The 23,949-nt window shown below is 73.4% G+C and carries 24 protein-coding genes and 1 pseudogene; 8 read left to right on the top strand and 17 right to left on the bottom strand.

The genetic code is table 11. From position 1 onward, the window contains the following. Positions 1-54: 54 nt before the first annotated feature. Complete coding sequence (locus tag Athai_RS11670) at positions 55-1,083, bottom strand: TRM11 family SAM-dependent methyltransferase (protein WP_203961524.1); 1,029 nt, start codon at positions 1,081-1,083, stop codon at positions 55-57. Between the two features lie 101 nt (positions 1,084-1,184). On the opposite strand from Athai_RS11670, the gene Athai_RS11665 reads away from it, so the two are divergent. After that, positions 1,185-1,544, top strand: coding sequence for a DUF202 domain-containing protein (locus Athai_RS11665; protein WP_203961523.1), 360 nt, complete (start codon positions 1,185-1,187; stop codon positions 1,542-1,544). A gap of 144 nt (positions 1,545-1,688) precedes the next feature. Here the strand turns inward: Athai_RS11665 and infB are convergent, their stop codons facing one another. From infB to rimP, 4 genes are all read right to left on the bottom strand, one after another. After that, the gene (gene infB, locus Athai_RS11660) at positions 1,689-4,652 is read right to left on the bottom strand and encodes a translation initiation factor IF-2 (protein WP_203961522.1); all 2,964 of its coding nucleotides are present in this window, start codon (positions 4,650-4,652) and stop codon (positions 1,689-1,691) included. Positions 4,653-4,764: 112 nt separating this feature from the next. Beyond that, positions 4,765-5,100, bottom strand: coding sequence for a DUF448 domain-containing protein (locus tag Athai_RS11655; RefSeq protein ID WP_203965544.1), 336 nt, complete (start codon positions 5,098-5,100; stop codon positions 4,765-4,767). Positions 5,101-5,194: 94 nt separating this feature from the next. Then, entirely contained in the window at positions 5,195-6,232 is a 1,038-nt protein-coding gene (gene nusA / locus Athai_RS11650) for a transcription termination factor NusA (RefSeq protein ID WP_203961521.1), read from the bottom strand. Next, entirely contained in the window at positions 6,229-6,876 is a 648-nt protein-coding gene (gene rimP / locus Athai_RS11645; protein WP_203961520.1) for a ribosome maturation factor RimP, read from the bottom strand. Before rimP ends, nusA begins: the two co-directional genes overlap by 4 nt. Positions 6,877-7,151: 275 nt before the next feature. Between rimP and Athai_RS11640 the strand changes: the two genes are divergently transcribed. Beyond that, positions 7,152-7,631, top strand: a complete 480-nt coding sequence (locus Athai_RS11640) for a hypothetical protein (protein ID WP_203961519.1) — start codon at positions 7,152-7,154, stop codon at positions 7,629-7,631. After that, the gene (locus Athai_RS11635) at positions 7,628-8,056 is read left to right on the top strand and encodes a ferritin-like domain-containing protein (RefSeq protein ID WP_203961518.1); all 429 of its coding nucleotides are present in this window, start codon (positions 7,628-7,630) and stop codon (positions 8,054-8,056) included. The genes Athai_RS11640 and Athai_RS11635 overlap by 4 nt, the downstream gene beginning before the upstream one ends. A 135-nt stretch (positions 8,057-8,191) precedes the next feature. Here Athai_RS11635 and Athai_RS11630 read toward each other — a convergent pair whose 3' ends face one another. Further along, positions 8,192-8,890, bottom strand: coding sequence for an HAD family hydrolase (locus tag Athai_RS11630; RefSeq protein ID WP_203961517.1), 699 nt, complete (start codon positions 8,888-8,890; stop codon positions 8,192-8,194). Positions 8,891-8,992: 102 nt separating this feature from the next. On the opposite strand from Athai_RS11630, the gene Athai_RS11625 reads away from it, so the two are divergent. After that, entirely contained in the window at positions 8,993-9,700 is a 708-nt protein-coding gene (locus Athai_RS11625) for a nucleotidyltransferase domain-containing protein (RefSeq protein WP_203961516.1), read from the top strand. Positions 9,701-9,827: 127 nt separating this feature from the next. On the opposite strand, the gene nadA is transcribed toward Athai_RS11625, so the two are convergent. After that, positions 9,828-10,793, bottom strand: coding sequence for a quinolinate synthase NadA (gene nadA / locus Athai_RS11620; RefSeq protein WP_203961515.1), 966 nt, complete (start codon positions 10,791-10,793; stop codon positions 9,828-9,830). Between the two features lie 64 nt (positions 10,794-10,857). On the opposite strand from nadA, the gene Athai_RS11615 reads away from it, so the two are divergent. Then, the gene (locus Athai_RS11615; RefSeq protein ID WP_203961514.1) at positions 10,858-11,565 is read left to right on the top strand and encodes an NUDIX hydrolase; all 708 of its coding nucleotides are present in this window, start codon (positions 10,858-10,860) and stop codon (positions 11,563-11,565) included. Positions 11,566-11,590: 25 nt separating this feature from the next. Then, positions 11,591-11,836, top strand: a complete 246-nt coding sequence (locus tag Athai_RS11610) for a hypothetical protein (RefSeq protein WP_203961513.1) — start codon at positions 11,591-11,593, stop codon at positions 11,834-11,836. A gap of 45 nt (positions 11,837-11,881) precedes the next feature. Here Athai_RS11610 and Athai_RS11605 read toward each other — a convergent pair whose 3' ends face one another. Together Athai_RS11605 and map are read right to left on the bottom strand one after the other, a co-directional pair. Further along, entirely contained in the window at positions 11,882-12,607 is a 726-nt protein-coding gene (locus tag Athai_RS11605; protein WP_203961512.1) for a VIT1/CCC1 transporter family protein, read from the bottom strand. A gap of 103 nt (positions 12,608-12,710) precedes the next feature. Continuing rightward, positions 12,711-13,568, bottom strand: a complete 858-nt coding sequence (gene map, locus Athai_RS11600; protein ID WP_203961511.1) for a type I methionyl aminopeptidase — start codon at positions 13,566-13,568, stop codon at positions 12,711-12,713. Between the two features lie 261 nt (positions 13,569-13,829). On the opposite strand from map, the gene Athai_RS11595 reads away from it, so the two are divergent. Next, positions 13,830-14,564 carry a histone deacetylase gene (locus Athai_RS11595; RefSeq protein WP_203961510.1) on the top strand — a complete coding sequence of 245 codons (735 nt, stop codon included), beginning with the start codon at positions 13,830-13,832 and terminating at the stop codon, positions 14,562-14,564. Here the strand turns inward: Athai_RS11595 and Athai_RS11590 are convergent. The 5 genes and pseudogenes from Athai_RS11590 to Athai_RS11570 form a co-directional block, all read right to left on the bottom strand. Then, positions 14,542-16,745: pseudogene (locus Athai_RS11590) on the bottom strand (DEAD/DEAH box helicase). The gene Athai_RS11595 and the pseudogene Athai_RS11590 sit on opposite strands and share 23 nt — an antisense overlap. A gap of 96 nt (positions 16,746-16,841) precedes the next feature. Further along, complete coding sequence (locus tag Athai_RS11585; protein WP_203961509.1) at positions 16,842-17,609, bottom strand: 3-oxoacyl-ACP reductase; 768 nt, start codon at positions 17,607-17,609, stop codon at positions 16,842-16,844. A 57-nt stretch (positions 17,610-17,666) separates the two neighbouring features. Beyond that, positions 17,667-19,016 (bottom strand): aldehyde dehydrogenase family protein, encoded by a 1,350-nt coding sequence (locus tag Athai_RS11580; RefSeq protein ID WP_203961508.1) that lies wholly within the window; start codon positions 19,014-19,016, stop codon positions 17,667-17,669. Positions 19,017-19,244: 228 nt separating this feature from the next. After that, positions 19,245-20,612: a glutamine synthetase family protein gene (locus Athai_RS11575; protein ID WP_203961507.1), complete on the bottom strand. Its 1,368-nt coding sequence runs from the start codon at positions 20,610-20,612 to the stop codon at positions 19,245-19,247. 41 nt (positions 20,613-20,653) lie between these two features. Continuing rightward, on the bottom strand, positions 20,654-20,911 hold the full coding sequence (locus tag Athai_RS11570) for a winged helix-turn-helix domain-containing protein (protein ID WP_203961506.1): 258 nt from the start codon (positions 20,909-20,911) through the stop codon (positions 20,654-20,656). 155 nt (positions 20,912-21,066) lie between these two features. Here Athai_RS11570 and Athai_RS11565 point away from each other — a divergent pair, with 155 nt between their 5' ends. Then, the gene (locus Athai_RS11565) at positions 21,067-21,309 is read left to right on the top strand and encodes a hypothetical protein (protein ID WP_203961505.1); all 243 of its coding nucleotides are present in this window, start codon (positions 21,067-21,069) and stop codon (positions 21,307-21,309) included. A 92-nt stretch (positions 21,310-21,401) separates the two neighbouring features. Here the strand turns inward: Athai_RS11565 and Athai_RS11560 are convergent, their stop codons facing one another. The 3 genes from Athai_RS11560 to Athai_RS11550 form a co-directional block, all read right to left on the bottom strand. Beyond that, positions 21,402-21,911, bottom strand: a complete 510-nt coding sequence (locus Athai_RS11560) for an amino-acid N-acetyltransferase (RefSeq protein ID WP_203965543.1) — start codon at positions 21,909-21,911, stop codon at positions 21,402-21,404. A 283-nt stretch (positions 21,912-22,194) separates the two neighbouring features. Then, positions 22,195-22,728 carry a hypothetical protein gene (locus tag Athai_RS11555; RefSeq protein ID WP_203961504.1) on the bottom strand — a complete coding sequence of 178 codons (534 nt, stop codon included), beginning with the start codon at positions 22,726-22,728 and terminating at the stop codon, positions 22,195-22,197. A gap of 269 nt (positions 22,729-22,997) precedes the next feature. Further along, entirely contained in the window at positions 22,998-23,837 is an 840-nt protein-coding gene (locus Athai_RS11550) for a GNAT family N-acetyltransferase (RefSeq protein ID WP_203961503.1), read from the bottom strand. Positions 23,838-23,949: the final 112 nt, after the last annotated feature.

Below are 23,949 nucleotides of genomic sequence, written 5' to 3'. Positions count from 1 at the left end.
GCCGGGCGTAGCGGTGCCGGCCGCCGGAGTAGCGCGTCGGCCGCCGGGCCCCGGTCAGTCCCGGCGGGCGACCAGCAGGTCGCGCACGATCGCCTGGTCGACGCGATGCTCGAACCCCTGGTACGCCGGGCCGTCCAGGACGGTGAGCCCGGCGTCGGTGAGGATCTCGGCGAGCTGCGCCCGGCGCGACACATGGGTGTTGAACGACAGCCCGAACGCGCCACCCGGCCGCAGCAGCTGCGCCCAGCTCGGCGCCGACGCGGCGATCAGCTCGACCGGGCTGCGCGACACGCTGCGGCCGTGGCTGCCGTGCGCCACTCCGTACGGCGCGTCCGCGACGAGCACGTCGAACGACCGATGCCGGAAGAACTGTCCGATGTGGACCGTGTCGCCGATGATCGCGGTCAGGTCGATCGTCTCGCCGGCCCGGTACTGCTCCTTGGTCGGCGCCAGCTCGACGTCGAACCGCCGCGCGAGCACCGCCCGGTTGCGCCGGATCGGCGCCCACTGCGCCTTGTGCTTGATCCGCGCGGTGCGCAGCCAGGTCTTGAGGAACGCCGCATACGCGTCGATGTCCTTGCCGTCGATGTCGACACCGGCGACCGACAGCCCGTACATCAGCGCCTGGTTGAGCGTGGTGCCGCGACCGCACAACGGGTCGAGCACCCTGAGCTTGCGGCTGAGCAGGTCGCCCGGCCGGTCGGTGGACAGCGCCGTGACGTTCAACAGCAGCTTGGTGAACTGCTCGTTCGTCTTCCCCGGGTACTTGAGGATGGTCAGCAGGTCCGACCCGAACAGGTCCAGCGGGGTGGCCGTGACCGGCCGCAGCAGCTCACCGACCCGTTCGAACATCGCGTACCGCGACGACAGGTTCGCAAGGAACGCCAGGTCGGTGTCGGTCAGCGCGTCGGCGCTGAACGTCACGTACGGCACGCCGGCGATCTCGGTCTCGGCGACGTCGGTGAGCTTGCCACCGAGCACCGCGGCGTCGAACACCGCCAGCTCCCGCCGGGTCAGCGTCACCGCGGTCTGCGAGTACACCCGGTTCAGCGACGGCAACAGCAGGATCGCGTACTCGGCCATGACGGTGCGGTGCTCCTCGCTGTCGGTGCGGTCACCGACGATTCTGCCAGCGCTGCGCGGAGACGGCCCCGGCGGCCGCCCAACGGTGGCAGCATGAGGCCGTGTCCGACGAGCCAGCGCCCGACGCCGACCGGCCCACCCTGGACCGCAGCGCGGCCTGGCGGGACCACCTGGCCAACGAACGCACCTACCTGTCGTGGCTGCGCTCCGCCCTCGCGGTGCTCGCGCTGGGGCTCGCCGCCGCCCGGTTCGGCGGCCGCGGCGGCGTCGGCGCCGGCGCCATCCTGACCGCCGTGGCGATCGCCGGGCTGGTCTTCGGTGCGGTGCGCTACCGGCGCGGCCGGCGCACGATCGCCACCGGCGTGCTGCCGGGAGGCAGCGGCACCGCGCCGATCGTCGCCGGCGTGGTCCTGGTGGCGAGTTTCCTGCTGGCCTTCGCGGTGCTCGAACTGGCCTCCTGAGCGAGGCGCCCACCGAACCTCGCCGGCCCGCCGAGGTTCGGTGAGCCACCGCTCGACGCTGGCCGGCGCCGGGATGCCCGGGCCCGGACGTGCTGCTGGCCGGGCCCCGGGCGGGGTCCGGCCAGCACCGTCACACGTCGCGCGTCAGGCGCGCGGCTTCTCGCGCATCTCGAAGTTCTCGATGACGTCACCGACCTTGATGTCGTTGTAGCCACCGAGCGTCAGACCGCACTCGAAGCCCTCGCGGACCTCGGTCGCGTCGTCCTTCTCCCGCTTCAGCGAAGCGATCGACAGGTTCTCCGCGACCACGGCGCCGTCGCGCAGCAGGCGCGCCTTGGCGTTGCGCCGCACCACACCGGAGCGGACCATGCAGCCGGCGATGTTGCCGATCCGGCTCGACTTGAAGACCGCGCGGATCTCCGCCGAACCGAGCTCGACCTCCTCGTACTCCGGCTTGAGCATGCCCTTGAGGGCCGACTCGATCTCCTCGATGGCCTGGTAGATCACCGTGTAGTAGCGGATCTCCACGCCCTCGCGCTCGGCCAGGTCGCGCACCTTGCCCTCGGCCCGGACGTTGAACCCGATGATCGTCGCCGTCGAGTCGCTCGTCGCGGACGCCAGGTTGACGTCGTTCTCGGTGATCGCACCGACGCCCCGGTGGATGATGCGCAGCTGCACCTCTTCCGGGATGTCCAGCTTGACCAGGGCGTCTTCCAACGCCTCGACCGAGCCGGACACGTCGCCCTTGAGGATGAGGGCGAGGGTGGCCTTCTGGCCCTCCTTCACCTGCTCCATCAGGGTCTCCAGCGTCGCGCGGCCACGCGAGTACGCGTTCGCGGCGGCACGCTTGCGGGCCTCCCGCTGCTCGGCGATCTGCCGGGCGGTGCGGTCGTCCTCGGCCACCAGGAACGTGTCCCCGGCACCCGGCACCGCGGTCAGGCCGAGCACCAGCACCGGGCGTGACGGCCCGGCCTCCTCGACCGGCCGGCTGTACTCGTCGAGCATCGCCCGGACCCGGCCGTGGCCGGTGCCGGCGACGATCGAGTCACCGACCCGCAGGGTGCCCTGCTGGACCAGCACGGTGGCGACCGGGCCGCGGCCCTTGTCGAGGTGACCCTCGATCGCGACGCCGTGCGCCGAGCCGTCCACCGGAGCGGTCAGCTCCAGCGAGGCGTCCGCGGTCAGCAGCACCGCCTCCAGCACGCCGTCGATGTTGATCCGCGACTTCGCGGAGATGTCGACGAACATGGTGTCGCCGCCGTACTCCTCGGCGACCAGGCCGTACTCGGTCAGCTGCTGGCGGACCTTCGCCGGGTTGGCGCCCTCGACGTCGATCTTGTTGACCGCCACCACGATCGGCACCTCGGCCGCCTTCGCGTGGTTCAACGCCTCGATCGTCTGCGGCATCACGCCGTCGTCGGCCGCGACCACCAGGATCACGATGTCGGTGACCTGGGCACCGCGGGCACGCATGGCGGTGAACGCCTCGTGGCCCGGGGTGTCGATGAAGGTCACCTTGCGCTCTTGACCCTCGTGCTCGACCTCGACCTGGTAGGCACCGATGTGCTGGGTGATGCCGCCGGCCTCGCCCTCGACCACGTGCGTGGACCGGATGGCGTCCAGCAGCTTGGTCTTGCCGTGGTCGACGTGACCCATCACGGTCACCACCGGCGGGCGCGACACCAGTCGTGCGGCGTCCACGTCGGCGTCCAGATCGATGTGGAACTGCGCGAGCAGCTCACGGTCCTCGTCCTCCGGGCTGACGATCTGCACGTCGTACCCGAGGTGCTCGCCGAGCAGCAGCAGGGTGTCGTCGGTGCACGACTGGGTCGCGGTCACCATCTCACCCAGGTTGAACATCTCCTGGACGAGCGAACCCGGGTTCGCGTCGATCTTGTCGGCGAAGTCGGACAGCGAGGCACCCCGCGGCAGCCGGACCGTCTGGCCCTGGCCGCGCGGCGCACCCGAACTCATCGTCGGTGCCGACAGGTTGTCGAACTCCTGCCTGCGCTGCTTCTTCGACTTGCGACCACGACTCGGACGGCCACCCGGCCGGCCGAACGCACCGCTGGTGCCACCCCGACCGCGACCGCCACCACCGGGGCGGCCACCGCCACGGAAGCCACCGCCGGCCGGTGCGCCGCCACCGCGGTAGCCACCGCCACCACCGGCACCGCCGCCGCCACCGCGGAAGCCACCGCCACCACCGGCACCGCCGCCGCCACCGCGGAAGCCACCGCCACCACCGGGACGGCCACCGCCGCCACCGGGACGGCCGCCACCGGCACCACGACCGCCGGGCCCACCGGGCCGGGCCGGCCGCTGCGACGGCATCTGGGACGGGCTGGGCCGGGGCGGCATCGAGGCCGGGCTCGGCCGCGGCGGACGCTGGTCGCCGCCGGGGCGCGGGCCACCAGCACCCGCGGCCGGACGCGCCGAACCGCCGCCCTGGCCGATTCCGAACGGGTTGTTGCCCGGACGCGGCGCGGGACGACCGCCGGGCCGCTGACCGGGCCGCTGGGCCGGGCGTGGACCTGGGGTCGCCTGCGGACCGGGACGCGGACCCGGGCGCGGACCCGGGCGGGCCGGCGCACCGGCGCCGCCGGCGGCCGGTGGCTGCTCCTCGGGGCCGGACGCGGCACGCTGCCGAGCCGCCTCCTGCGCGGCGCGGACCGCAGCCTCCTGGTCCTTCTTCAACTGGGCGGCGCGAGCCTCGGCGGCCGCCACCTCGATGTCGTGCGCGCTCGCCGGCTTGCTCGGCGCGCCCGGACGCGGGCGCGGACCGGGCCGCGGACCCGGCTTGGGCGTCGCGGCGGGCTTCGCCACCGGCTTCTCGGCCACCGGCGCCTCCGGCGCCTTCTCGGGCGTGGCCGCCGCCTTCTTCGCCGGGGCGGCCTTCTTCGCCGCCGGCTTCGCCGGCTGTTCGCCGCCGGCCGCCTTCTGCTGCTCCGCCGCCAGGACGTCGCGGAGCCGCCGCGCAACCGGTGCTTCCACCGTGCTGGACGCGGACTTCACGAACTCGCCCATGTCTTTCAGCTTTGCGAGCACGCTCTTGCTGTCGGTACCGAACTCTTTGGCGAGCTCATGTACGCGGGCCTTGCCTGCCACTGCACTCCTCATCTCGAGGCCGGGCGGGCAGACCCGCTCGACCTCACTCGTGCAACACCCGAAGCCTGTTCATCACAGTGACTTCATCGTGCGCTCATGTCGGTCGACCTACCTAGTTCGTTCGGGCCGGATCGGGACGATCCATGCCGTCGGCTGTTCCGTTTGCCGCGTGCTCACGCACGTGCTCCGTGACCAACGTGTCGTCGACACCCGACGCGGAGCTGATCCGCAACGCGCGAGCGAAGGCCCGACGCTTCCGGGCCAGCGCAACGCAGGCCGAATCACGATGCACATGGGCACCCCGACCCGGCAGTCTGCGCAGCGGATCGGGAACCAACCGGAGACCGGCCGGATCCGCAACCGCCACGACACGCAGCAGAACGGTGGCTGGCGCACGACGCCGGCAGCCCACACACGTGCGGACCGGAGACGCGCGACGTACCGCGATCAAGCTTACTCCTCGGCCGCCGGGCAGGCAGAACCCGGTGCATCTGGCCGATCCTGCTCGACCGGGATGCACCGGGGCGTGCCCGATATCAGGTTCAGCGAGCGGTATCGGCGGCGCCGACCGCTCCACCCGCCACCTCGGGCGGTGCGCTACCAGCCGGTTCGGCGTCGGACCGGATGTCGATGCGCCAACCGGTCAGCCGCGCGGCGAGCCGGGCGTTCTGCCCCTCCCGACCGATGGCCAGCGACAGCTGGTAGTCGGGCACCACGACCCGGGCGGCGCGGGCGGCAGCGTCGACCACCTGGACCCGCAGCGCCTTCGCCGGCGACAACGCGTTACCGACGAACTCGGCCGGGTCCTCGGACCAGTCGATGATGTCGATCTTCTCGCCGTCCAGCTCGCTCATCACCGACCGGACCCGGGCGCCCATCGGGCCGATACAGGCGCCCTTCGGGTTCACCCCGGGCACGCCGGAGCGCACCGCGATCTTGGTCCGGTGACCGGCCTCGCGGGCGATCGCGGTGATCTCGACGGTGCCGTCGTTGATCTCCGGTACCTCCAGCCCGAACAGCCGCTTGACCAGGTTCGGGTGCGACCGGGACAGGGTGATCTGCGGGCCGCGCAGCCCCTTGGCCACGTGCACGATCACGCACTTGATGCGCTGGCCGTGCTCGTACGACTCGCCGGGAACCTGCTCGGCCGGCGGCAGCAGCGCCTCGATCTTGCCCAGGTCGACGACCACGATGCCCTTCTCCGCGCGGGCCTCGTGCGCCTGGATCACACCGGTGACGATGTCGCCTTCCTTGCCGACGTACTCACCGTAGGTGACCTCGTCGGTCACCTCCCGCAGCCGCTGCAGGATGACCTGCTTCGCGGTCATCGCGGCGATCCGGCCGAAGTCGGCGGGGGTGTCGTCCCACTCCCGCAGCACCGTGCCCTCGTCGTCGACCTCCTGCGCGTACACCCCGGCGATGCCGGTGCGCCGATCGATCTCGACGCGGGCGTGCGGGTGCGCGCCGTCGGTGTGCCGGTACGCGGTGAGCAGCGCGGTCTCGATGGTGTTCAGGATCGTCTCGTACGGAATGTCGCGCTCGCGCTCCAGCGCGCGGAGGGCGGCCAGGTCGATGTTCATGCCTCCTCCTCCGGCTCGGTGACGCCTGCCTCGGCACCATCCGCCGCGGCGCCGTCCGATCCGGCCCCGGCGGGCCGGTCGAACTCGATCTGCACCCTGCCCGGACCCAGTTCGGCGTACCGGATCCGGCGTGGCGCACCAGCCACGTCCATCTCGACCCCCAATTCACCGGCCTCGACCGGTATGTCCGCCGCGGTGATCCGCCCCACCACCGTCTGCTCGGCCACCGGCACCGAGACCAACCGACCCACGTTGCGCCGCCAGTGCCGCGGCTCCCGCAGCGGCCGGTCCACCCCGGGCGAGGTGACCTCCAGCGTGTATGCCTCGGCGCCGAACGCGCCGTCGGACTCCGCGCCGTCCAACGCCCCGGAGATCGCCCGGGACAACTCCGCCACGGCGTCGAGGTCGACCCCGTCGTCGGAGTCCACCACCACCCGCAGCACGCTGCGCCGGCCGGCCCGGGACACGTCCAGCCCCTCCAGGTCGTACCCGGCCGACTCGACGACCGGCTCGACCAGCGACCGCAGCCGTTCGGCGTGCGCGCCGAGGCCGCCACCGCGGGGCGCCCGGGCGGCCGGCTCGCGCCGTGCCCCGGCGCCGCGCGCCGCTGCCGCACGGCCGGCGCGTTGCGGGCGAGAACTCATGCCGCACCTCCCCTCGACGACGGCGGCGGACGCTGCCGGCGTGACCATCCCCAGATCCGCTTCAGGCCGCGTCAGAACATCCAACGCGGCTCGACGAGAAGCGTAACCCGCCGTAGCGAGAAAGAACGGCCACCCACCCGGTTCCGGCCCCAACGGGTGGTTGCGACCACGGTCCGGGCGGCGCTGGCCGCATCGCGTAGGGTCGTGGGACACCGTGACCGTGTCCGCCCGGTCGGCTCGCCGGAGCCGACCGGCGCGCCGTCCGAGGATGGGGAATGGCTTCGTCGAACGTGCCGCGTCGAGGCGTGCTGGCCGGCGGCCTCGCCGCGGCGGTGACGCTGACCGCCGGTCTCACCGGCTGCCGGGACAGCCCGAAGGCACAGCCACCGAGCCCGATCCTGCCGGTACGGGCGGACAGCCTCGCGCTGCTCGCTGCCTACGACGCCACGCTGCGTCGCCACCCGGACCTGACCGATCGGCTCAAGCCACTCCGCGAGGACCACCGGCGGCACGTCCAGGAACTCGACCACGAACTCGGCAGCGCCGCACCGAGCGCGAGCGGCTCGGCGTCCGCCTCCCCCTCGGCCAGCGCGGTGCCCGCCACGGCCGACGCCGCTCTCGGATCGCTGACCGGGCAGGAGAAGCAGGCCGAGCAACACGCCCGGCAGTCCTGCCTGACTGCGCCCGACCGGTACGCCACGGTCTTCGCCTCGATCGCGGCCTGCCGGGCGAGCCACGTGGAGGCACTGCGATGACCCCCGCGCAGCACCGACTCCAGCAGGCGCTCGCGGCCGAACACGCCGCGGTGTACGGCTACGACGTGCTCGGACCGAGGCTGACCGGCACCGAGCAGACCGCCGCACGCAACGCCGAGCAGGCACACCGGGACCGGCGGGACGCGTTGACCCTGGCGCTGACCAAGCAGCACGTGACGCCGGTGGCCGCCGCGCCGGGTTATGCGCTACCGCAGCCCGTCACCGACCGGGCCAGCGCGCTGCGGCTCGCGGTCACGCTGGAGGAGCGCACCGCGAAGGCCTGGGGCGCCGGGCTGCCTGCGCTGTCCGCGGCGCAGCGCAAGCAGGCCGTCGACGCGGTCTCCGACTGCGCGGTGTGGGCCACCCGCTGGCGCCGCACCGCCGGGATGGCTCCGACGACGGTGCCGTTTCCCGGCCGCCCGTGACGCCGCACTCCCTGCCGGCCGCGACGCCCCGCTCCCGGCCGCCGCTGACGCCGGGTGCCCGCCGCTGACGCCGCGTTCCGGCCGCCACGACGCGGCGCCGGGTCGGCCACCCGCGGGCCGCGCCCGGTGCGCCGCTCAGCACTCACGCCACGTCTCCACGACGCCGAGCAGCTCGGACAGCCGCTGGACCACGGCATCCGGCACACCGTCGGTGTGCCCGCGCTGGGTCGCCGGGATGGCGCTGTGCGGGACGAGCACCGTGCGCATGCCGACGCTGCCGGCACCGTGGATGTCGTCGAAGGTGCGGTCACCGACGAACACGCAGCGAGCCGGATCGCTGACCCCCACCGCCGCCATCGCGGACCGGAACGCCGCCGGATGTGGCTTGGTCACCTCGATCTCGCTGGTGTAGACCGCGCCGTCGATCAACCCCAGCAGCCCGTCCCGGGCGAAGATGCGCTCGTGGTGCGCGCGGGTCCAGGTGGTGTTGGACAGCACGCCGATGCGCACCCCGCGCGCCCGCAGCTCGGTCAGCAGCGCCGCCGCCTCCGGGTCGGTGTGGGTGGCGTGCTCCACCTCGGCGGCGAACACCTCGTAGGCGGCCGGGGTGGGATCGATGCCGGCGGCGGTGAAGATCTCGGTCATGGTGCCGGACCGCTGCTGCAGCCGGGCCCGCTGCCACACCGCGAACTCCGCCGCCGCGAGCGCCCCCGCGGCCCGCTCGGCGTCCGCCGGCACCAGCCGGCGGGCGACACGCAGCCAGCTCTGCTCGTCGGGCGGGCACCACGGGGTCAGGGTGCCACCCCAATCGAACAACACCGCGTCGACGACCATCGCGCTCCCTTCGCCGCCGGGAACCGTACCGCGCGGATACGACGGTTCGCCGAGTCGGGCGCAGCGGGCCCATCGCGGGCCACCGCGGGCCAGAATGGCCCGATGAGCACGGATCAGCTGGGTACCTCGCCGCGCTGGCAGGTCGCGGAGGCGGTGGCCGACGCGGTACGGGCGCGGCACCCGGCGCAGGTACTCGCGGCCGGCGTGCAGGGCGCGCTCGCGCACGACGAGGACACCGGCCACAGCGAGGTGGAACTGGTCGTCGTCACGTACCGGTCGGGCGACGGGCCGCGGCCGGCACGGCGGCGCATCGACGGGGTGCTGGTGGATCTCGGCGTGATCGCCGCGTCCGAGTACCTGCAGCATGCCCGGACGCTGTCGACCTCGTGGCCGCTGGTCGCCGACCGGTACCTGGCCACGGTGCCGATCCACGACCCGCAGGGCTGGTTCCGGCAGCTGGCCAACGCGCACCTGGCCCGGCTGGCCGACGCGGGCGGCGGCGAGTTCGCCACCCTGGCCCGGGAGGCGTGGTGCGAGGCCAAGGCCCGGCACGGGGTCGCCGCCCGGCTCGCCGAGTGGTACGACACCGACGCCGCGGTGCTGGTGCTCGCCGAGGCCCGGATCGCGACGGCGGTGGTGCAGGGGCTGCTGCAGCGCACCTACTTCCGGGACAGCGTCGACGGGGTGCGCCGGGTGGGCCTGGCCGAGGCGAGCCTGACCGCGGTCGCAGACCGGTTGGACGCCCAGGCCGAGGAGCTCGATGCCGCCGGTCGCCCGGTCGATGGCGGCATCGACGACCTGCTCGGCTGAACGGGGCCCGGCGCCAGGCGGGTTCGGCGGCCGTTACCCGCCAGCGCCGGGGTGGTTCGGCGGCGGCTGCCCGCCAGTGCCGGGGTTCGGCGACAGCGACCCGCCAGCGCCGGGGGTTCGGCGGCGGCTACTCGCCGGCGCCGGGGTGGCCGATCTCGATCATGCGGGTGACCGCGGCACGGGCGGCACGGGCGGTCGCGGCCGGTACGTCGACCTCGTCGGTGCCCTCGCGCAGCGACCGCAGCAGCTTCTCCGGCGTGATCATCTTCATGTACTTGCAGGAGGCACGGTCGTTGACCGCCTGGAAGTCGACGCCGGGGGCGGCCCGCCGCAGCTGGTGCAGCATGCCGACCTCGGTGGCGACCAGCACCGCGGTGGCGCTGGTGTGCCGGGCCGCGGTGGCCATGTCACCGGTGGACAGCACCTTCACCTTCTCCGCCGGTACGACCCCCTCGCCGGCGAGGTAGAGCGCGGAGGTGGCGCAGCCGCACTCGGGATGGATGTACAGCTCGGCGCCGGGCACCGCGGCCACCCGCTCGGCGAGCTGGGCACCGTTGATGCCGGCGTGCACGTGGCACTCGCCGGCCCAGATGTGCATGTTGTCCCGGCCGGTGAGCCGCTTGACGTGCGCGCCGAGGAACTGGTCGGGGCAGAACAGCACCTCGGTGTCGGCCGGGATCGAGGCGACCACGTCGACCGCGTTGGACGAGGTGCAGCAGATGTCGGTCTCCGCCTTCACCTCGGCGGTGGTGTTCACGTACGAGACGACGACCGCGCCGGGGTGTTCCGCCTTCCAGGCGCGCAGTTGGTCGGCCGTGATCGAGTCGGCGAGCGAGCAGCCGGCGGCGGCGTCCGGGATCAGCACGGTCTTGTCCGGGGCGAGGATCTTCGCGGTTTCGGCCATGAAGTGCACGCCGCAGAACACGATCGTGCTCGCCTCGCTCGCCGCGGCGAGGCGGCTCAGCGCGAGCGAGTCGCCGGTGTGGTCGGCGATGTCCTGGATCTCCGGCAGCTGGTAGTTGTGCGCGAGGATCACCGCGTCGCGCTCGCGGGCCAGCGCGCGCACCTCGTCGGCCCAGTCGGTGTCCACCATCGGTCCTCCCCCTCGCGCGGCGGTCACGGCCGTCCCGCTGGTTTTCGCCTTATAGTCTAAAACTATGGCTCACCACGCTACCAGCGACACGTCCGCAGCGGAACACGAAGTGCTCGCCGCCGTGCTGTCGGTGCGAGCCGGATCACTTCGGGTGCTGCTCTGGCAGCGCGCCCGCGACCCGGAGTCCGGCCGCTGGTCGCTGCCCGGCGGTCGGCTCGGCCCGGACGAGGACGTGGACACCTCGATCCGCCGCCACCTCGCGCAGAAGGTCGACGTCGCCCGGCTGGCGCACCTGGAACAGATCGCGGTCCTCTCCGACCCGGCGCGGATGCCCGGCCGCCGGGTGCTCGCCACCGCGTTCCTCGGGCTGGTACCGACCGACCGGGACCCGGCACTGCCCGCCGACACCGCCTGGCAGCCGGCGGACGCGCTGCCGCCGCTGGCGTTCGACCACGCCGCGATCGCGGACCGGGCCCGAGGCCGGCTGCGGGCGAAGCTGTCGTACACCAACCTCGGGTTCGCGCTCGCGCCACCGGAGTTCACGATCTCCCAGCTGCGGGAGATCTACGCCGCCGCACTGGGCTACCGGGTGTCGGCGACCAACATGCAGCGGGTACTGACCCGCCGCGGAGTCCTGACCCCGACCGGGGCCGCGGCACCGCCCGGCCGCACCGGCGGTCGACCGGCGGCGCTGTACCGGTTCGCCGAACCCACCCTGCGGGTGACCGACCCCTTCGCGGTACTCGGCCCGCCGCGCCGGGCCAGGCGGTGACCGCCACGATCGCTAGGATCGCGCGGTGACCGACAGCGTGCTGCTCGTGCTGCCCGACCGCGACGACGCCGAACGCATCGCCGCCCAGTTGCACCGCGCCGGGTACGCCCCGGCCCTGGTGCACCGCGACATGCTCACCGGCGAGGACGACGCGGAGGACGTCGACTGGGTGGTGGAGCTGGTGACCGGACCGGGCGGGGCGCCCGCCGCCGACACGGTGGCCGCGCTGCGCGAGCTCGCCGACGAGCACGACGGCTTCGTCACGTCCTGAGCCGTCCGGACCCGGCGGCACGGGTGCGCCCGGGGCCGCCCCGGCTCAGGACGCCGTGACACCGATGAGGGTGCCGACCAGGTAGGTCGCTGCCGCGGCAAGCGCGCCCAGCACCAGCTGGCGCAACCCGTTGACCAGCCAGTTGCGGGCGGTGAACCGGGCGAACAGGGCGCCCGCGGTGAACAGCCCCACCCCGCCGACGGCGAGGCCCAGCCACAGCTGCGAGAACCCGAGCAGGAACGTGATCAGCGGGAACATCGCGCCGATCGAGAAGCACACGAACGACGAGACCGCCGCGAGCCACGGGTTCGGCACCTCCGTCGGGTCGACACCCATCTCCTCCTGCGCATGCACCCGTACCGCCTCGTCCAGGTTGCGCCCGACCGTCGCCGCGACCTGGTGCGCCAGCTCCGGCGGCAGACCACGCCGGATCCAGGCGGCAGCGAGTTCCGCCGCCTCCTCGTCCGGATGGCGTTCGAGCTCCCGGCGTTCCTTGGCGATCTCGTGCGCGACCTGCTCGTTCTGGGTGCGCACCGAGGTGTACTCGCCGAGCCCCATCGAGATCGCGCCGGCGATCAGGCCGGCGACGCCGGTCAGCACGATGGTGTGCCGGGAGACCCCGCCACCGCCCACCCCGGCGATCAGCGAGATGTTCGTGACCAGGCCGTCCATCGCGCCGAACACGGCGGCGCGCAGCCAGCCGCCGGACACGTCGGCGTGGTGGTCGGGTACCAGCGCGGCCGGTGCGGCGGCGCGCTCCGGGCTGCTCATCGACGCACCGCCGGCACGACCCGACGGCGCCCGCTGCCGGGCGCTGCCGCTTCGCCGAAACCGGCCACCGGGCACCAGCGCGCCGCGCCGACGACTCGCTCGCTCACGGCACCGTCAGGATCTCGGCGCCGTCGTCGGTCACCACCAGGGTGTGCTCGAACTGGGCGGTCCACCGGCGGTCCTTGGTGACCACCGTCCAGCCGTCGTCCCACGCATCGTGCAGGTGGGTGCCGAGGGTGATCATCGGCTCGACGGTGAAGGTCATACCGGTCTCGATCACCACGTCGAGGTCGGGCCGATCGTAGTGCGGCACGTACAGCCCGGAGTGGAACGCCTCGCCGATGCCGTGCCCGGTGAAGTCGCGGACCACGCCGTAGCCGAACCGCTTCGCGTACGACTCGATGACGCGGCCGACGACGTTCAGCGCCCGGCCCGGGCGGACCGCGCGGATCCCGCGCATGGTCGCCTCGTGGGTGCGCTCCACCAGCAGCCGCGCCTCCTCCGACACGTCGCCGGCGAGGAACGTCGCGTTCGTGTCGCCGTGCACGCCGTTCAGGAAGGCGGTGACGTCGATGTTGACGATGTCGCCGTCCGCCACGACCGTCGAGTCGGGGATGCCGTGACAGATCACCTCGTTCAACGAGGTGCAGCACGATTTCGGGAAGCCGCGGTAGCCCAGCGTCGACGGGTACGCGCCGTGGTCGCAGAGGAACTCGTGCACCACCCGGTCGATCTCGTCGGTGGTCACGCCGGGCTTGACCGCACGGCCACCCTCGGCGAGCGCGCCGGCCGCAACCCGGCTGGCCACCCGGATCTTCTCGATCAGTTCGGGTGTCTTCACCTCCGAGCCGGTGAACGGCGTCGGCGCCGGCTTCCCGACGTACTCGGGGCGCGCGATGGTGCCCGGCACGGCGCGCTGCGGCGACAGGGTGCCGGGGGTCAGTGGAGCACGGTCAGCCATGCCCCGAGACTATCCGCCACGGGTGGCGGGTCCGGCGCCCGTGCCGGCACGGGCGCCGGCGCCGGCCCTGTCACCGATCGGGGGACGGCGATCGCGCCGCGAGGTAGGGTCGGAAGCGCCATGAGCCATGCCCCACACCCCCGGCACCGTGCAGATCGACCGCGCGTCAGCGGGCCGCACCCCGATTCGTCCCAGGAGGGCGTGAACCGGGCGGGCCGAGCGCGCCACACCGCCGCTCCCGCGGCCCGCCGACCGCAGCGAGTGCAGCGACACGCCCTGATCTGGTACGCGGCGTACGGGTCGAACATGTCCAGCCGGCGGCTGCGCTACTACCTGGCCGGCGGCCGCCCGCCGGGCAACTCGCGCCGGTACCCGGGTGCCCGGGACGGCCGGGCGCCGGCGCGCAGCCGGGCACTGCGCATCCCCGGCGGCGTGTACTTCGCCGGGCACAGCCGGGCCTGGGGCGGCGGCCTCGCGTTGTACGACCCGCAGCTGCCCGGCGCCGCCGCGGTGCACGCGCACCTGATCACCATCCAGCAGTTCAGCGACATCGCCGCGCAGGAGATGGCCCGTACCCCGGGGCTGGACCTGGATCTCGCCGAGGTGCTCGGCACCGGGCGCGCCCAACTCGGCCCCGGCCGGTACGAGACGCTGCTGCGCACCGGGCCGGACATCGACGGCATCCCGGTCCTGACCTTCACCGCACCGTGGCAGGCGCACCAGACGCCGTGGCGGTCACCCGCGCCGCACTACCTGGCGCTGGTGGCACGGGGCCTGCGGGAGGCGTACGGCTGGGAGCCGGACCGCACCGCCGGCTACCTGCGGGCGCTACCCGGGGTCCGGGACGAGCAGGTGTCCGCGGTGGTCGACCGGGTCTACACGGGCGCTGTGCCCCGGTTGGCCCGGCCCGCCGTGCGGCCGGACATCGTGCTGCGGGCCGCGACCGGCACCGGACATCCGGCCGCGGGCAATCTCACGCCTGGACGGCGAGGGTGAACGGCAACACCTGAGCGGCGCCGGCCATCCGCAACTCGCGGGCCGCCACGGTCAGCGTCCAACCGGTGTCGGTCAGGTCGTCGACCAGCAGCACCGGCTCGTCCTCGGCGAGCTGCGCCAGGCCGGCCGCGAGCTCGTCGCCGACGCTGAACGCGTCGTGCACCGCGGCGAGCCGATGCACCGCGTTGCCACCGGCCCCGGCCCCCGGCGCGGCGCCGCCGACCCGGGACAGCTCGCCCAGGAAGTGCAGCCGACCCACCCGCGCCAGCCGCCGCGCCAGCGAGCCGACCAGCCGCGGGCGGGTCCGGGACGGCACCGCGACGACCGCGGCCGGGCGGCGCTGCCACGGCCAGTCCGCGAGCACCCGGATCACACCGGCGAACACCTCGTCGTCGATCTCGGCGTCCGCGGCGTCGGGGCGCAGCAGCGCGCGCAGCCTGGTCCCCCAACCGATGTCGGACAGCCGGCCGAGCGCCCGGCCCGGCGCGGCCAGCTCGGCCGGGTCGATCTTGCCGGTGTGCTCGATGCCCAGCGCAGCGCCACCGGTCGGCCACAGCTTCCGCGGCTCCACCGGTACGCCGGGACGGCCGAGGTGCTGCTGCGCCGCGTCCAGCGCCGCGGTGGACACGCCCGGGTCGTACCACCGGCCGCGGCAGGTGTCGCAGCGCCCGCAGTCGGTGGCGTACGGGTCGTCGAGCGTGTCGCGCAGGAACCGCAGCCGGCAGCCGCCGGTACCCAGATAGTCCCGCATCGCCTGCTGCTCGGCGGCGCGGGCGGCGGCGATCCGGGCGTACCGGGCCGTGTCGTAGCGCCAGCCGGCGCCGGTGGCCAGCCAGCCGCCCCGGACCCGGCGCACGGCCCGTCCACGTCGAGCACCTTGAGCATCAGCTCCAGCCGGCTGCGGCGCAGTTCCACCCGCGACTCCAGCACCGGGGTCGAGGTCGGAACCTCGGTCGACAGCGCGGCGAGGGTGGCCCGTACCTGGTCTTCCGGCGGGAACGCGAGCGAGCCGAAGTACCGCCAGATCGCCTCGTCCTCGGGCCCGGGCAGCAGCAGCACCTCGGCGTGCTCGACCGCCCGGCCGGCCCGCCCCACCTGCTGGTAGTACGCGATCGGGGAGGCCGGGGCGCCCAGGTGCACCACGAAGCCCAGGTCCGGCTTGTCGAAGCCCATGCCCAGCGCCGAGGTCGCCACCAGCGCCTTCACCCGGTTGGCGAGCAGGTCCTGCTCCGCGGCGGCCCGCTCGGCCGGGTCGGTACGCCCGGAGTAGGCGGCGACGGTGTGCCCGCGGGCGCGCAGGAAGTCCGCGACCTCGTCGGCGGCGGCGACGGTCAGCGTGTAGATGATGCCGGAGCCGGGCAGCTCGGCCAGGTGATCGGCGAGCCAGGCCAGCCGGTGCGCCGGGCTCGGCAGTGACAGCACCCCGAGCCGCAGGCTGTCGCGATCCAGCGGGCCGCGCAGCACCAGGGTCCGGTTCGAGATCCCGGGCGCCGACGGCTGCCCCGACGGCCCGCTCGGGACGTCGCCGAGCTGTTCGGCCACGTCGGCGGTGACCCGGGCGTTCGCGGTGGCGGTCGTGGCGAGCACCGGTACGTGCGGTTCGAGCCCGGCGAGGAACGTGGCGATGCGGCGGTAGTCGGGCCGGAAGTCGTGCCCCCAGTCCGAGACGCAGTGCGCCTCGTCGACCACCAGCAGGCCGGTGGTGGCGGCCAGCTCCGGCAGTATCCGGTCGCGAAAGTCCGGATTGTTGAGCCGTTCCGGGCTGACCAGCAGCACGTCGACCGTGCCGGCCGCGATGTCCGCCTCGATCGCCTGCCACTGCGTGACGTTGGCGGAGTTGATCGTGGCGGCCCGAATGCCGGCGCCGGCAGCTGCCTCGATCTGGTTGCGCATCAGCGCGAGCAGCGGCGAGACGATCACGGTCGGCCCGGCGCCGGCGGCCCGCAGCAGCGAGGTCGCCACGAAGTACACCGCGGACTTGCCGAACCCGGTGCGCTGCACCAGCAGCACCCGCCGGCCGGTGCCGTCGGCGGCCGGCGAGACGAGCGCCTCGATCGCGCGCCACTGGTCGTCCCGCAGCACCGCGTCCGGCCCCGCCAGCCGCCGCAGCACCGCCTCGGCGGCCGGCCGGCCCGCCCCGTCGCCGGCGCCGGCGGGAGCGGTGCTCGACTCGTTGCCCATCCCGTCTTGATACCAGCCGGCTGGGACGGCCCGGGCCGAGGGCGCGCCCTTCCCGCCCTTCCCGGCGCCGGTACCAGGCACGACGTACCGTCGCGGTCAGATCGGGGTGACGTAGGCGGCGGAGATGCCGCCGTCCACGAGGAACGTGGAGGCGGTGACGAAGGACGCGTCGTCGGAGGCGAGGAACGCCACCGCGGCGGCGATCTCCTCGGGCTCGGCGAACCGCCCCATCGGTACGTGCACCAGCCGGCGCTGGGCCCGCTCCGGGTCGGCGGCGAACAGCTCGGTCAGCAGCGGCGTGTTGACCGGCCCCGGGCACAGCGCGTTGACCCGGATGCCCTCCCGGGCGAACTGCACGCCCAGCTCACGGGTGAGCGCGAGCACGCCGCCCTTGCTCGCCGTGTACGAGATCTGCGAGGTCGCCGCGCCCAGCACCGCGACGAACGAGGCGGTGTTGATCACCGAGCCACGGCCGGCCGGACGCATCTGCTCGATCGCGTACTTGCTGCACAGGTAGACCGAGGTGAGGTTGACCCGCTGCACCCGCTCCCAGGCGTCCAGGTCGGTGGTGAGGATCGAGTCGTCCTCCGGGGGCGAGATCCCGGCGTTGTTGAACGCCACGTCGAGCCGGCCGTACTCGCGGACCACCGAGCCGAACAGGTCGCGTACCGCCGGCTCGTCGGTGACGTCCACGTGCCGGTAGGCGCCGTCGACCTGCTCGGCGACGGCGGCACCGGCTGTGTCGTCGATGTCGACGACCACCACGGTGGCGCCCTCGGCGGCGAACCGGCGGGCGGTGGCGGCGCCGATGCCGCTGCCGGCGCCGGTGACCACCGCGACCCTGCCCTCCAGGCGTTCGGTCATCGCTTGCTCCTTCGTGTTTCGCGGGTCGTCGGGGGTCGGCGAGCCGGCGGGGGCCGGTCAGCCGTCGGCGAGGAAGACGTTCTTCGTCTCGGTGAAACCGGCCAACGCGTCGGGCCCGAGTTCGCGCCCCAGCCCGGAGGAGCCGAACCCGCCGAACGGGGTCGAGTAGCGCACCGAGGCGTGCGAGTTGACCGACAGGTTGCCGGCCCGTACCCCGCGGCTGACCCGCAGCGCCCGACCGAGGTCGCGGGTCCAGATCGAGCCGGACAGCCCGTACGCGGTGTCGTTGGCGATCCGGATCGCCTCGTCCTCGGTGTCGAACGGCAGGACCGACGCCACCGGGCCGAAGATCTCCTCCCGCCAGGCGCGATCGGTGCCGCCGCCACCGGCGAGCACGGTCGGCGGGTACCAGAAGCCGGGGCCGGCCGGGGCGGCACCGCGCAGCAGCACCTCGGCACCGGCCACGTAGGAGCGCACCCGGTCCCGATGCGGCGCCGAGATCAGCGGCCCGACCTGGGTGCCCGGATCCCGCGGGTCACCGACCCGCACCGCGGCCAGGGCGTCGGCCAGCGCGGCGAGGAACGGCTCGTAGACGCCGCGCTGGACCAGGATGCGGGTGCGCGCGCAGCAGTCCTGGCCGGTGTTGTCGCAGAACGACATCGGCGTCGCCGCCGCCGCGGCGGCAACGTCGGCGTCCGCGAACACGATGTTCGCGCTCTTGCCACCCAGCTCCAGCGTCACCCGCTTCACCTGGTCCGCGCAGCCGGCCATGATCTTCCTGCCGACCTCGGTCGACCCGGTGAAGCACACCTTGCGTACCGCCGGGTGGGTCACGAACCGCTGGCCCACCACGTCGCCGGCCCCCGGCAGCACGGTCAGCACGTGCTCGGGCAGGCTGGCATCCAGCGCCAGCTCACCGAGCCGCAGCGCGGTCAGCGGGGTCAGCTCGGCCGGCTTGAGCACCACGGTGTTGCCGGCGGCGAGCGCCGGCGCGAAGCCCCAGGACGCGATCGGCATCGGGAAGTTCCACGGGACGATGATCCCGACCACGCCGAGCGGTTCGTGGAACGTGACGTCCACCCCGCCGGCGACCGGGATCTGTCGGCCGCACAGCCGCTCCGGCGCGGCGGAGTAGTAGTCGACGACCGCCGCCGCGTTGCCCGCCTCCCAGCGCGCGTTGCCGATCGGGTGGCCGGAGTTGCGCACCTCCAGCTCGGCCAGCTCGTCGGTGTGCGCCTCGATGAGTTCGGCGAACCGCCGCAGCAGCCGCCCCCGGTCGGCGGGAGCCACCCGGCGCCACGTCTCGAACGCCGCCGCCGCCCGTTCGATCGCGGCGTCCGCCATCTCCAGCGATGCCAGCGGCACGTCGCCGATCGGCTCCCCCGTCGTCGGGTTGACCAGTTCCATCGCACCCCCCGGTCCGTTCACTCGCGCCGGTCGCGAGCCGCCTTCCCGTCCGATGACCGCCTGCCGTTGTCCCGTCCAGATCATCCGCCGTCTCGCCCGCCCGCCCCCCTTCCCACCGTCCGCTGCCCGGTCCGGCCGCTCCGGTCGGCCGACCGGAGTCGCCTGCTCCGGTCACCGCACCGCCACGGTTGCCGTCGTACCAGCGATGTCGTCGCCGTCGCCGTCGGGTCACATCCGTTCGAACCCGCGGTACAGCTCCCAGTCGGTGACCGCCGCGTCGAACGCGGCCAGTTCGACCTCGGCGCAGTGCGCGTAGTGCTCGACCACCTCGGCACCGAACAGCTCGCGCGCCACGGCGCTGTCCCGCCACACCGCGACCGCCTCGCGCAGCGTGCCCGGAACCCGCGCCCCGTCCTGCCGGTACGCGTTGCCCTCGCACGGCGGCTCCAGCGCCAGCTCGTGCTCGATCCCGTACCGCCCGGCGGCGGTGATCGCGGCGACCGCGAGGTAAGGGTTGACGTCGCCGCCGGGTACCCGGTTCTCCACCCGCAACGAGTCGCCGTGCCCGACCACGCGCAGCGCGCAGGTGCGGTTGTCCAGCCCCCAGCGCACCGCCGTCGGCGCGAACGAACCGTCCCGGAACCGCTTGTAGGAGTTGACGTTCGGCGCGTACAGCAGGGTGAGCTCGGGCAGGCAGCGCAGCTGGCCGGCGAGGAAGTGCCGCATCGTCGGGCCGAAGCCGTGCTCGCCGTCACCGGCGAGCGCCGTCCTGCCGGCGTCGTCGCGCAGCGAGCAGTGCACGTGGCAGGAGTTGCCCTCCCGCTGGTTCGGCTTGGCCATGAAGGTCAGCGACCGGCCCTGCGCCGCGGCGATCTCCTTCGCCCCGGTCTTGTAGATCGTGTGGTTGTCGCAGGTGGTCAGCGCGTCGGAGTAGCGGAACGCGATCTCGTGCTGGCCGAGGTTGCACTCCCCCTTCGCGCTCTCCACCGTCATCCCGGCACCGGCCATCCCGCGCCGGATCGCCCGCAGCAGCGGTTCGATGCGCCCGGTGGCGAGGATCGAGTAGTCCGCGTTGTACTGGTTGGCCGGCGCCAGGTCGCGATAGCCGCGCCGCCAGGCGTCCTCGTACGAGTCGTCGTAGACGCAGAACTCCAGCTCGGTCCCGACGTATGGGTGCAGCCCGCGCGCCGCGAGCGCGGCCAGCTGGTCGCGCAGCACCTGCCGCGGCGCCACCGCGATCGGCGCTCCGTCCACTGCGGACACATCGGCCAGCAGCAGGGCGCTGCCATCCTGCCAGGGCAGCGACCGCAGGGTGGCGAGATCCGGGGTGAGCAGCAGGTCACCGTACCCCGTGTCCCAGCTGGACGTCGCGTAGCCGTCGACGGTGTTCATCTCGACGTCGACCGCGAGCAGGTAGTCGCACGCCTCGGTGCCGTGCTCGACCACCTCGGCCAGGAAGAAGTTCGCGTCGAACCGCTTGCCCACCAACCGGCCCTGCAGGTCACAGGCCGCGAGCACCACGGTGTCGACGCTCTCACCGGCCACCCGCCGGCGCAGCTCGTCGAGGCCGAGCGCCGGCTCCCGTCGAATCGGCATGGCAGTACCCATCTGCGTCCCTTCGAGCGGTCCGGTGGTGTTCAGTCCAGGTCGCCGACAGGCTCGACGAACGTGCCTCGGGCCGGAATCGTTCGCACCTTCCCCTGCTCCGCGAGCAGCCGGAACGCCTTCCGGGTGGTCATCGGCGCTATCCCGGTGAGCTGCTGAATATCCGATTCGCTGGGTAGTTTCTGGGCAGGCCCGTACTCTCCGGCATCGATGGCCTCCGCGAGGACGCGGGCCAGCTGCCGATAGACGGGTGACGGAGCCCCTCGCGTGATCGATTCCCAGCGCGGCATGTCTCGACGCTACGAGCTTCGTTTCAGCACGCTTCGCCATTCCGCGTACTAGCTCGACATAGCGCGATCTAGCGCGGTTTGCTAACGTGGCCTCACCATCACGCACTGGAACCACGGTCTCGGCAGCGCGGCCGAGGGTTCGGGAAGGGAGTGCCATGAGTCGGCCTGCGATCCGGTACGCGAGGCCCCGCGCGGGCGACGAGTGCTTCATCTGCCCGGCGGCCGGGGTGCCCGGCGTCGGGTCGTGGTGGGCGCTGGTCGTGTCCACCGTGGACACCCTCACCGAGGGAACCATGTACCTGCGGGTCGTTCCGCTCGATCAGGTCGGCAGCGCCGACGCGCGGGTGCACACCTACTTCGTCCGGCTGTCCGGGTTGCTGGTGCGGAGAACGGTGTGAGCGTCCGCATCGCGCTGGGCTGGCTGTTCACCCTCGTGCTGGCGTTCGTCCTCGGCTGCTGCCACGCGCACCGGGGGCGCTGAGGCGCCGACCTAGAGGTGGCGGAGCATGCGGGTGTTGCCCAGGGTGTTGGGCTTGACGCGCTCCAGCTCCAGGAACTCCGCCACCCCCTCGTCGGCCGAGCGCAGCAGTTCCTGGCGCACCCCGGTGTCGACGGCGGAGTCGGAGTCGATGACCGTGAAGCCGTGTCGGGCGAAGAAGCCGACCTCGAAGGTGAGCACGAAGACCCGGGTCACGCCGAGGTCGCGGGCGACCTCCAGCAGCTCGGTGACCAGCCGGTGCCCGATGCCGTTGCCGCGCTCGGCCGGGTCGACCGCGACGGTGCGGATCTCGGCGAGGTCCTCCCAGAACACGTGCACCGCGCCGCAGCCGACGACCCGGTCGCCGCGCTCGGCGATCCGGAACTCCTGGATGCCCTCGTACAGGGTGACGGCGGGCTTGGTGAGCAGCCGGCGCTCCGGCGCGTACCGGTCGATCAGCGCGCCGATCGCCCGCACGTCGGCGGTCCTGGCCCGCCGCACCGTCAGCGATGGAATCGCTATGCATTGCGCTGCATGTTCATCCACAAGGGCAGCATACACGCGAGCGGGCAGCGCCCCACCCTGCAGCGCACCGGATCCGTGACCGAGCACACCCGCACAACCGGGAGCGACCCCGCGCCGGGTCCGCCACACGGCAGCGGCCCGACCAGCCGGCGCCGCACGTACCCCGCGTCCGCCGTACCGGCCGGCCGTCCGCCGTACCGGCCCGACCGCCCGCCGTACCGGCCCGACCGGCCGGCGTCCGCCGTACCGGCCCGACCGCCCGGGCCGGCACGCCCCGTGATCAGGCGGCGTTGCTGGTCGGCTCGGCGGCGCGGGCGCGCAGCGGGGTCGCCTCGACCGCCTGCTTGCGGGCGGCCGCGTCCTCGGACATCCGCTCGGCGATCATGCCGGCCTGGTGTGCGAGCGCACCGACCACCGCGGGCACCAGCGGGAGCAGCCAGTCGGCGACGAAGCCGCGACTGGACATGTTCGCCACCAGCACCGCGGCGCCCGCCGCACCGCAGCCCTTGACCATGGCCCGCCACATCGCTCGGCCGGTGTCGACGATCGCGGCCTTGCGCGCCGAGGCGATGTCCGGCAGGTCACGCAGCGCCCGGGCGTCCCGGCGACCGAAGTTGAGACCCGCCACGGCGGCGGTCACGGACGTGCCGAGCACGGACGCCCACAGACCGCTGTGCGTGAACAGGGCGACCAGCGCGAGGACCACCAGTCCGGCGCCGACGGCGACCGCGGCCCTGATCCAGTCCGCCTTCTCCCCCGGGTACCAGTAGTACTTGGTGACGCCCTCGCCACGGGTCTTGACGATCCTCCCCATCACGCTCACCTCGTCTGCCCTCGGGTTCGGGGAACCATCGGTAACTCTGAGTGGTCCCTCGATTATCCCAACGTAGCGAGCGTGCTGTCACCAGCCCGACCGACGATACGCATAAATCTGACAGAAAATTCGGACTCTAGGGTATTAAAAGGATTCCTTTGTCGTAACATACGTCGCTGTCACGGTTCCCGTCAGGACGCGCCACCAGTACCCACCGTGCACCTCGGCAGACCCGTCACGCCACCCCAGCGACCCGCCCGCGACCGCCGTCAGAACAGCACCGTGGCGAACGTACCGACGGCGCGGAAACCGCACCGCTCGTACGCCCGGCGGGCCGGGGTGTTGTAGTCGTTGACGTACAGACTGACGGTCGGCGCGACCCGCTCCAGCGCGTCGGCCACCACCGCGGCCATCCCCGCCGTACCGATACCGCGACCGCGCCACTCCGGCGCCACCCACACACCCTGCACCTGCGCGGTGTGCCGGGTCACCACCGCCAGCTCGGCCTTGAACACGACCTTGCCGTCGACGAACCGCGCGTACGCCCGGCGGGACCGGACCAGCTCCGCGACCCGCTGCCGGTAGGCCCGACCGCCGGCCTCGGCGACCGGCGACACCCCGACCTCCTCGGTGTACATCGCCACCGACGCCGGGAACAGCGTGCCGACCTCGTTGGGCCGCACCAGCCGCACGTCCGGATCCGGCGGCACCGGAGCACGCTCGTCGGTCATCAGCAACGGCTGGCAGGGCCGGACCTCCCGGGCGGGCGACCAGTGCGGCGACAGCCGGTCCCACAGCTCCAGGACCGCGTCCGCCGCACCGACGATCGACGAGCAGCGCCGGCCCTCCCGGCGAGCCAGCTCGGCGAACCCGGCGATCGCCGCCGAGCCCGCCCGTACCGGGATCAGGTTCGCGCCCAGCCAGCACAGCGACTCCAACCGGCCGGGCGGGCCGTAGCCGAACACCCGCGCGCCGGTACGCCACCACGTCAAGCCACCCGCCTCGACCCGCTCCGCGACCTGCGCCGCCGCGATCGGCTCCGAGTCGAGCAGCCGATGCACCTCGGCCCGGTCGGTGTCGCCGAGCAACCGGACCGGAACCGTCAACACGCCGCGTCTCCGGGCGCCTCTCCCCGCACGCATCAAGCGTGCCAGACGACGGGCGCGGTTGTCGGCCGCATCCGCCGGACCATCGGCACGATCCGCCGTCCGACCCGGACCG

It is taken from the genome of Actinocatenispora thailandica (assembly GCF_016865425.1).
GTDB lineage: Bacteria > Actinomycetota > Actinomycetes > Mycobacteriales > Micromonosporaceae > Actinocatenispora > Actinocatenispora thailandica.
The sequence above is the reverse complement of the archived record's forward strand: the minus strand, read 5'-3'. Positions and strand labels throughout refer to the sequence as shown.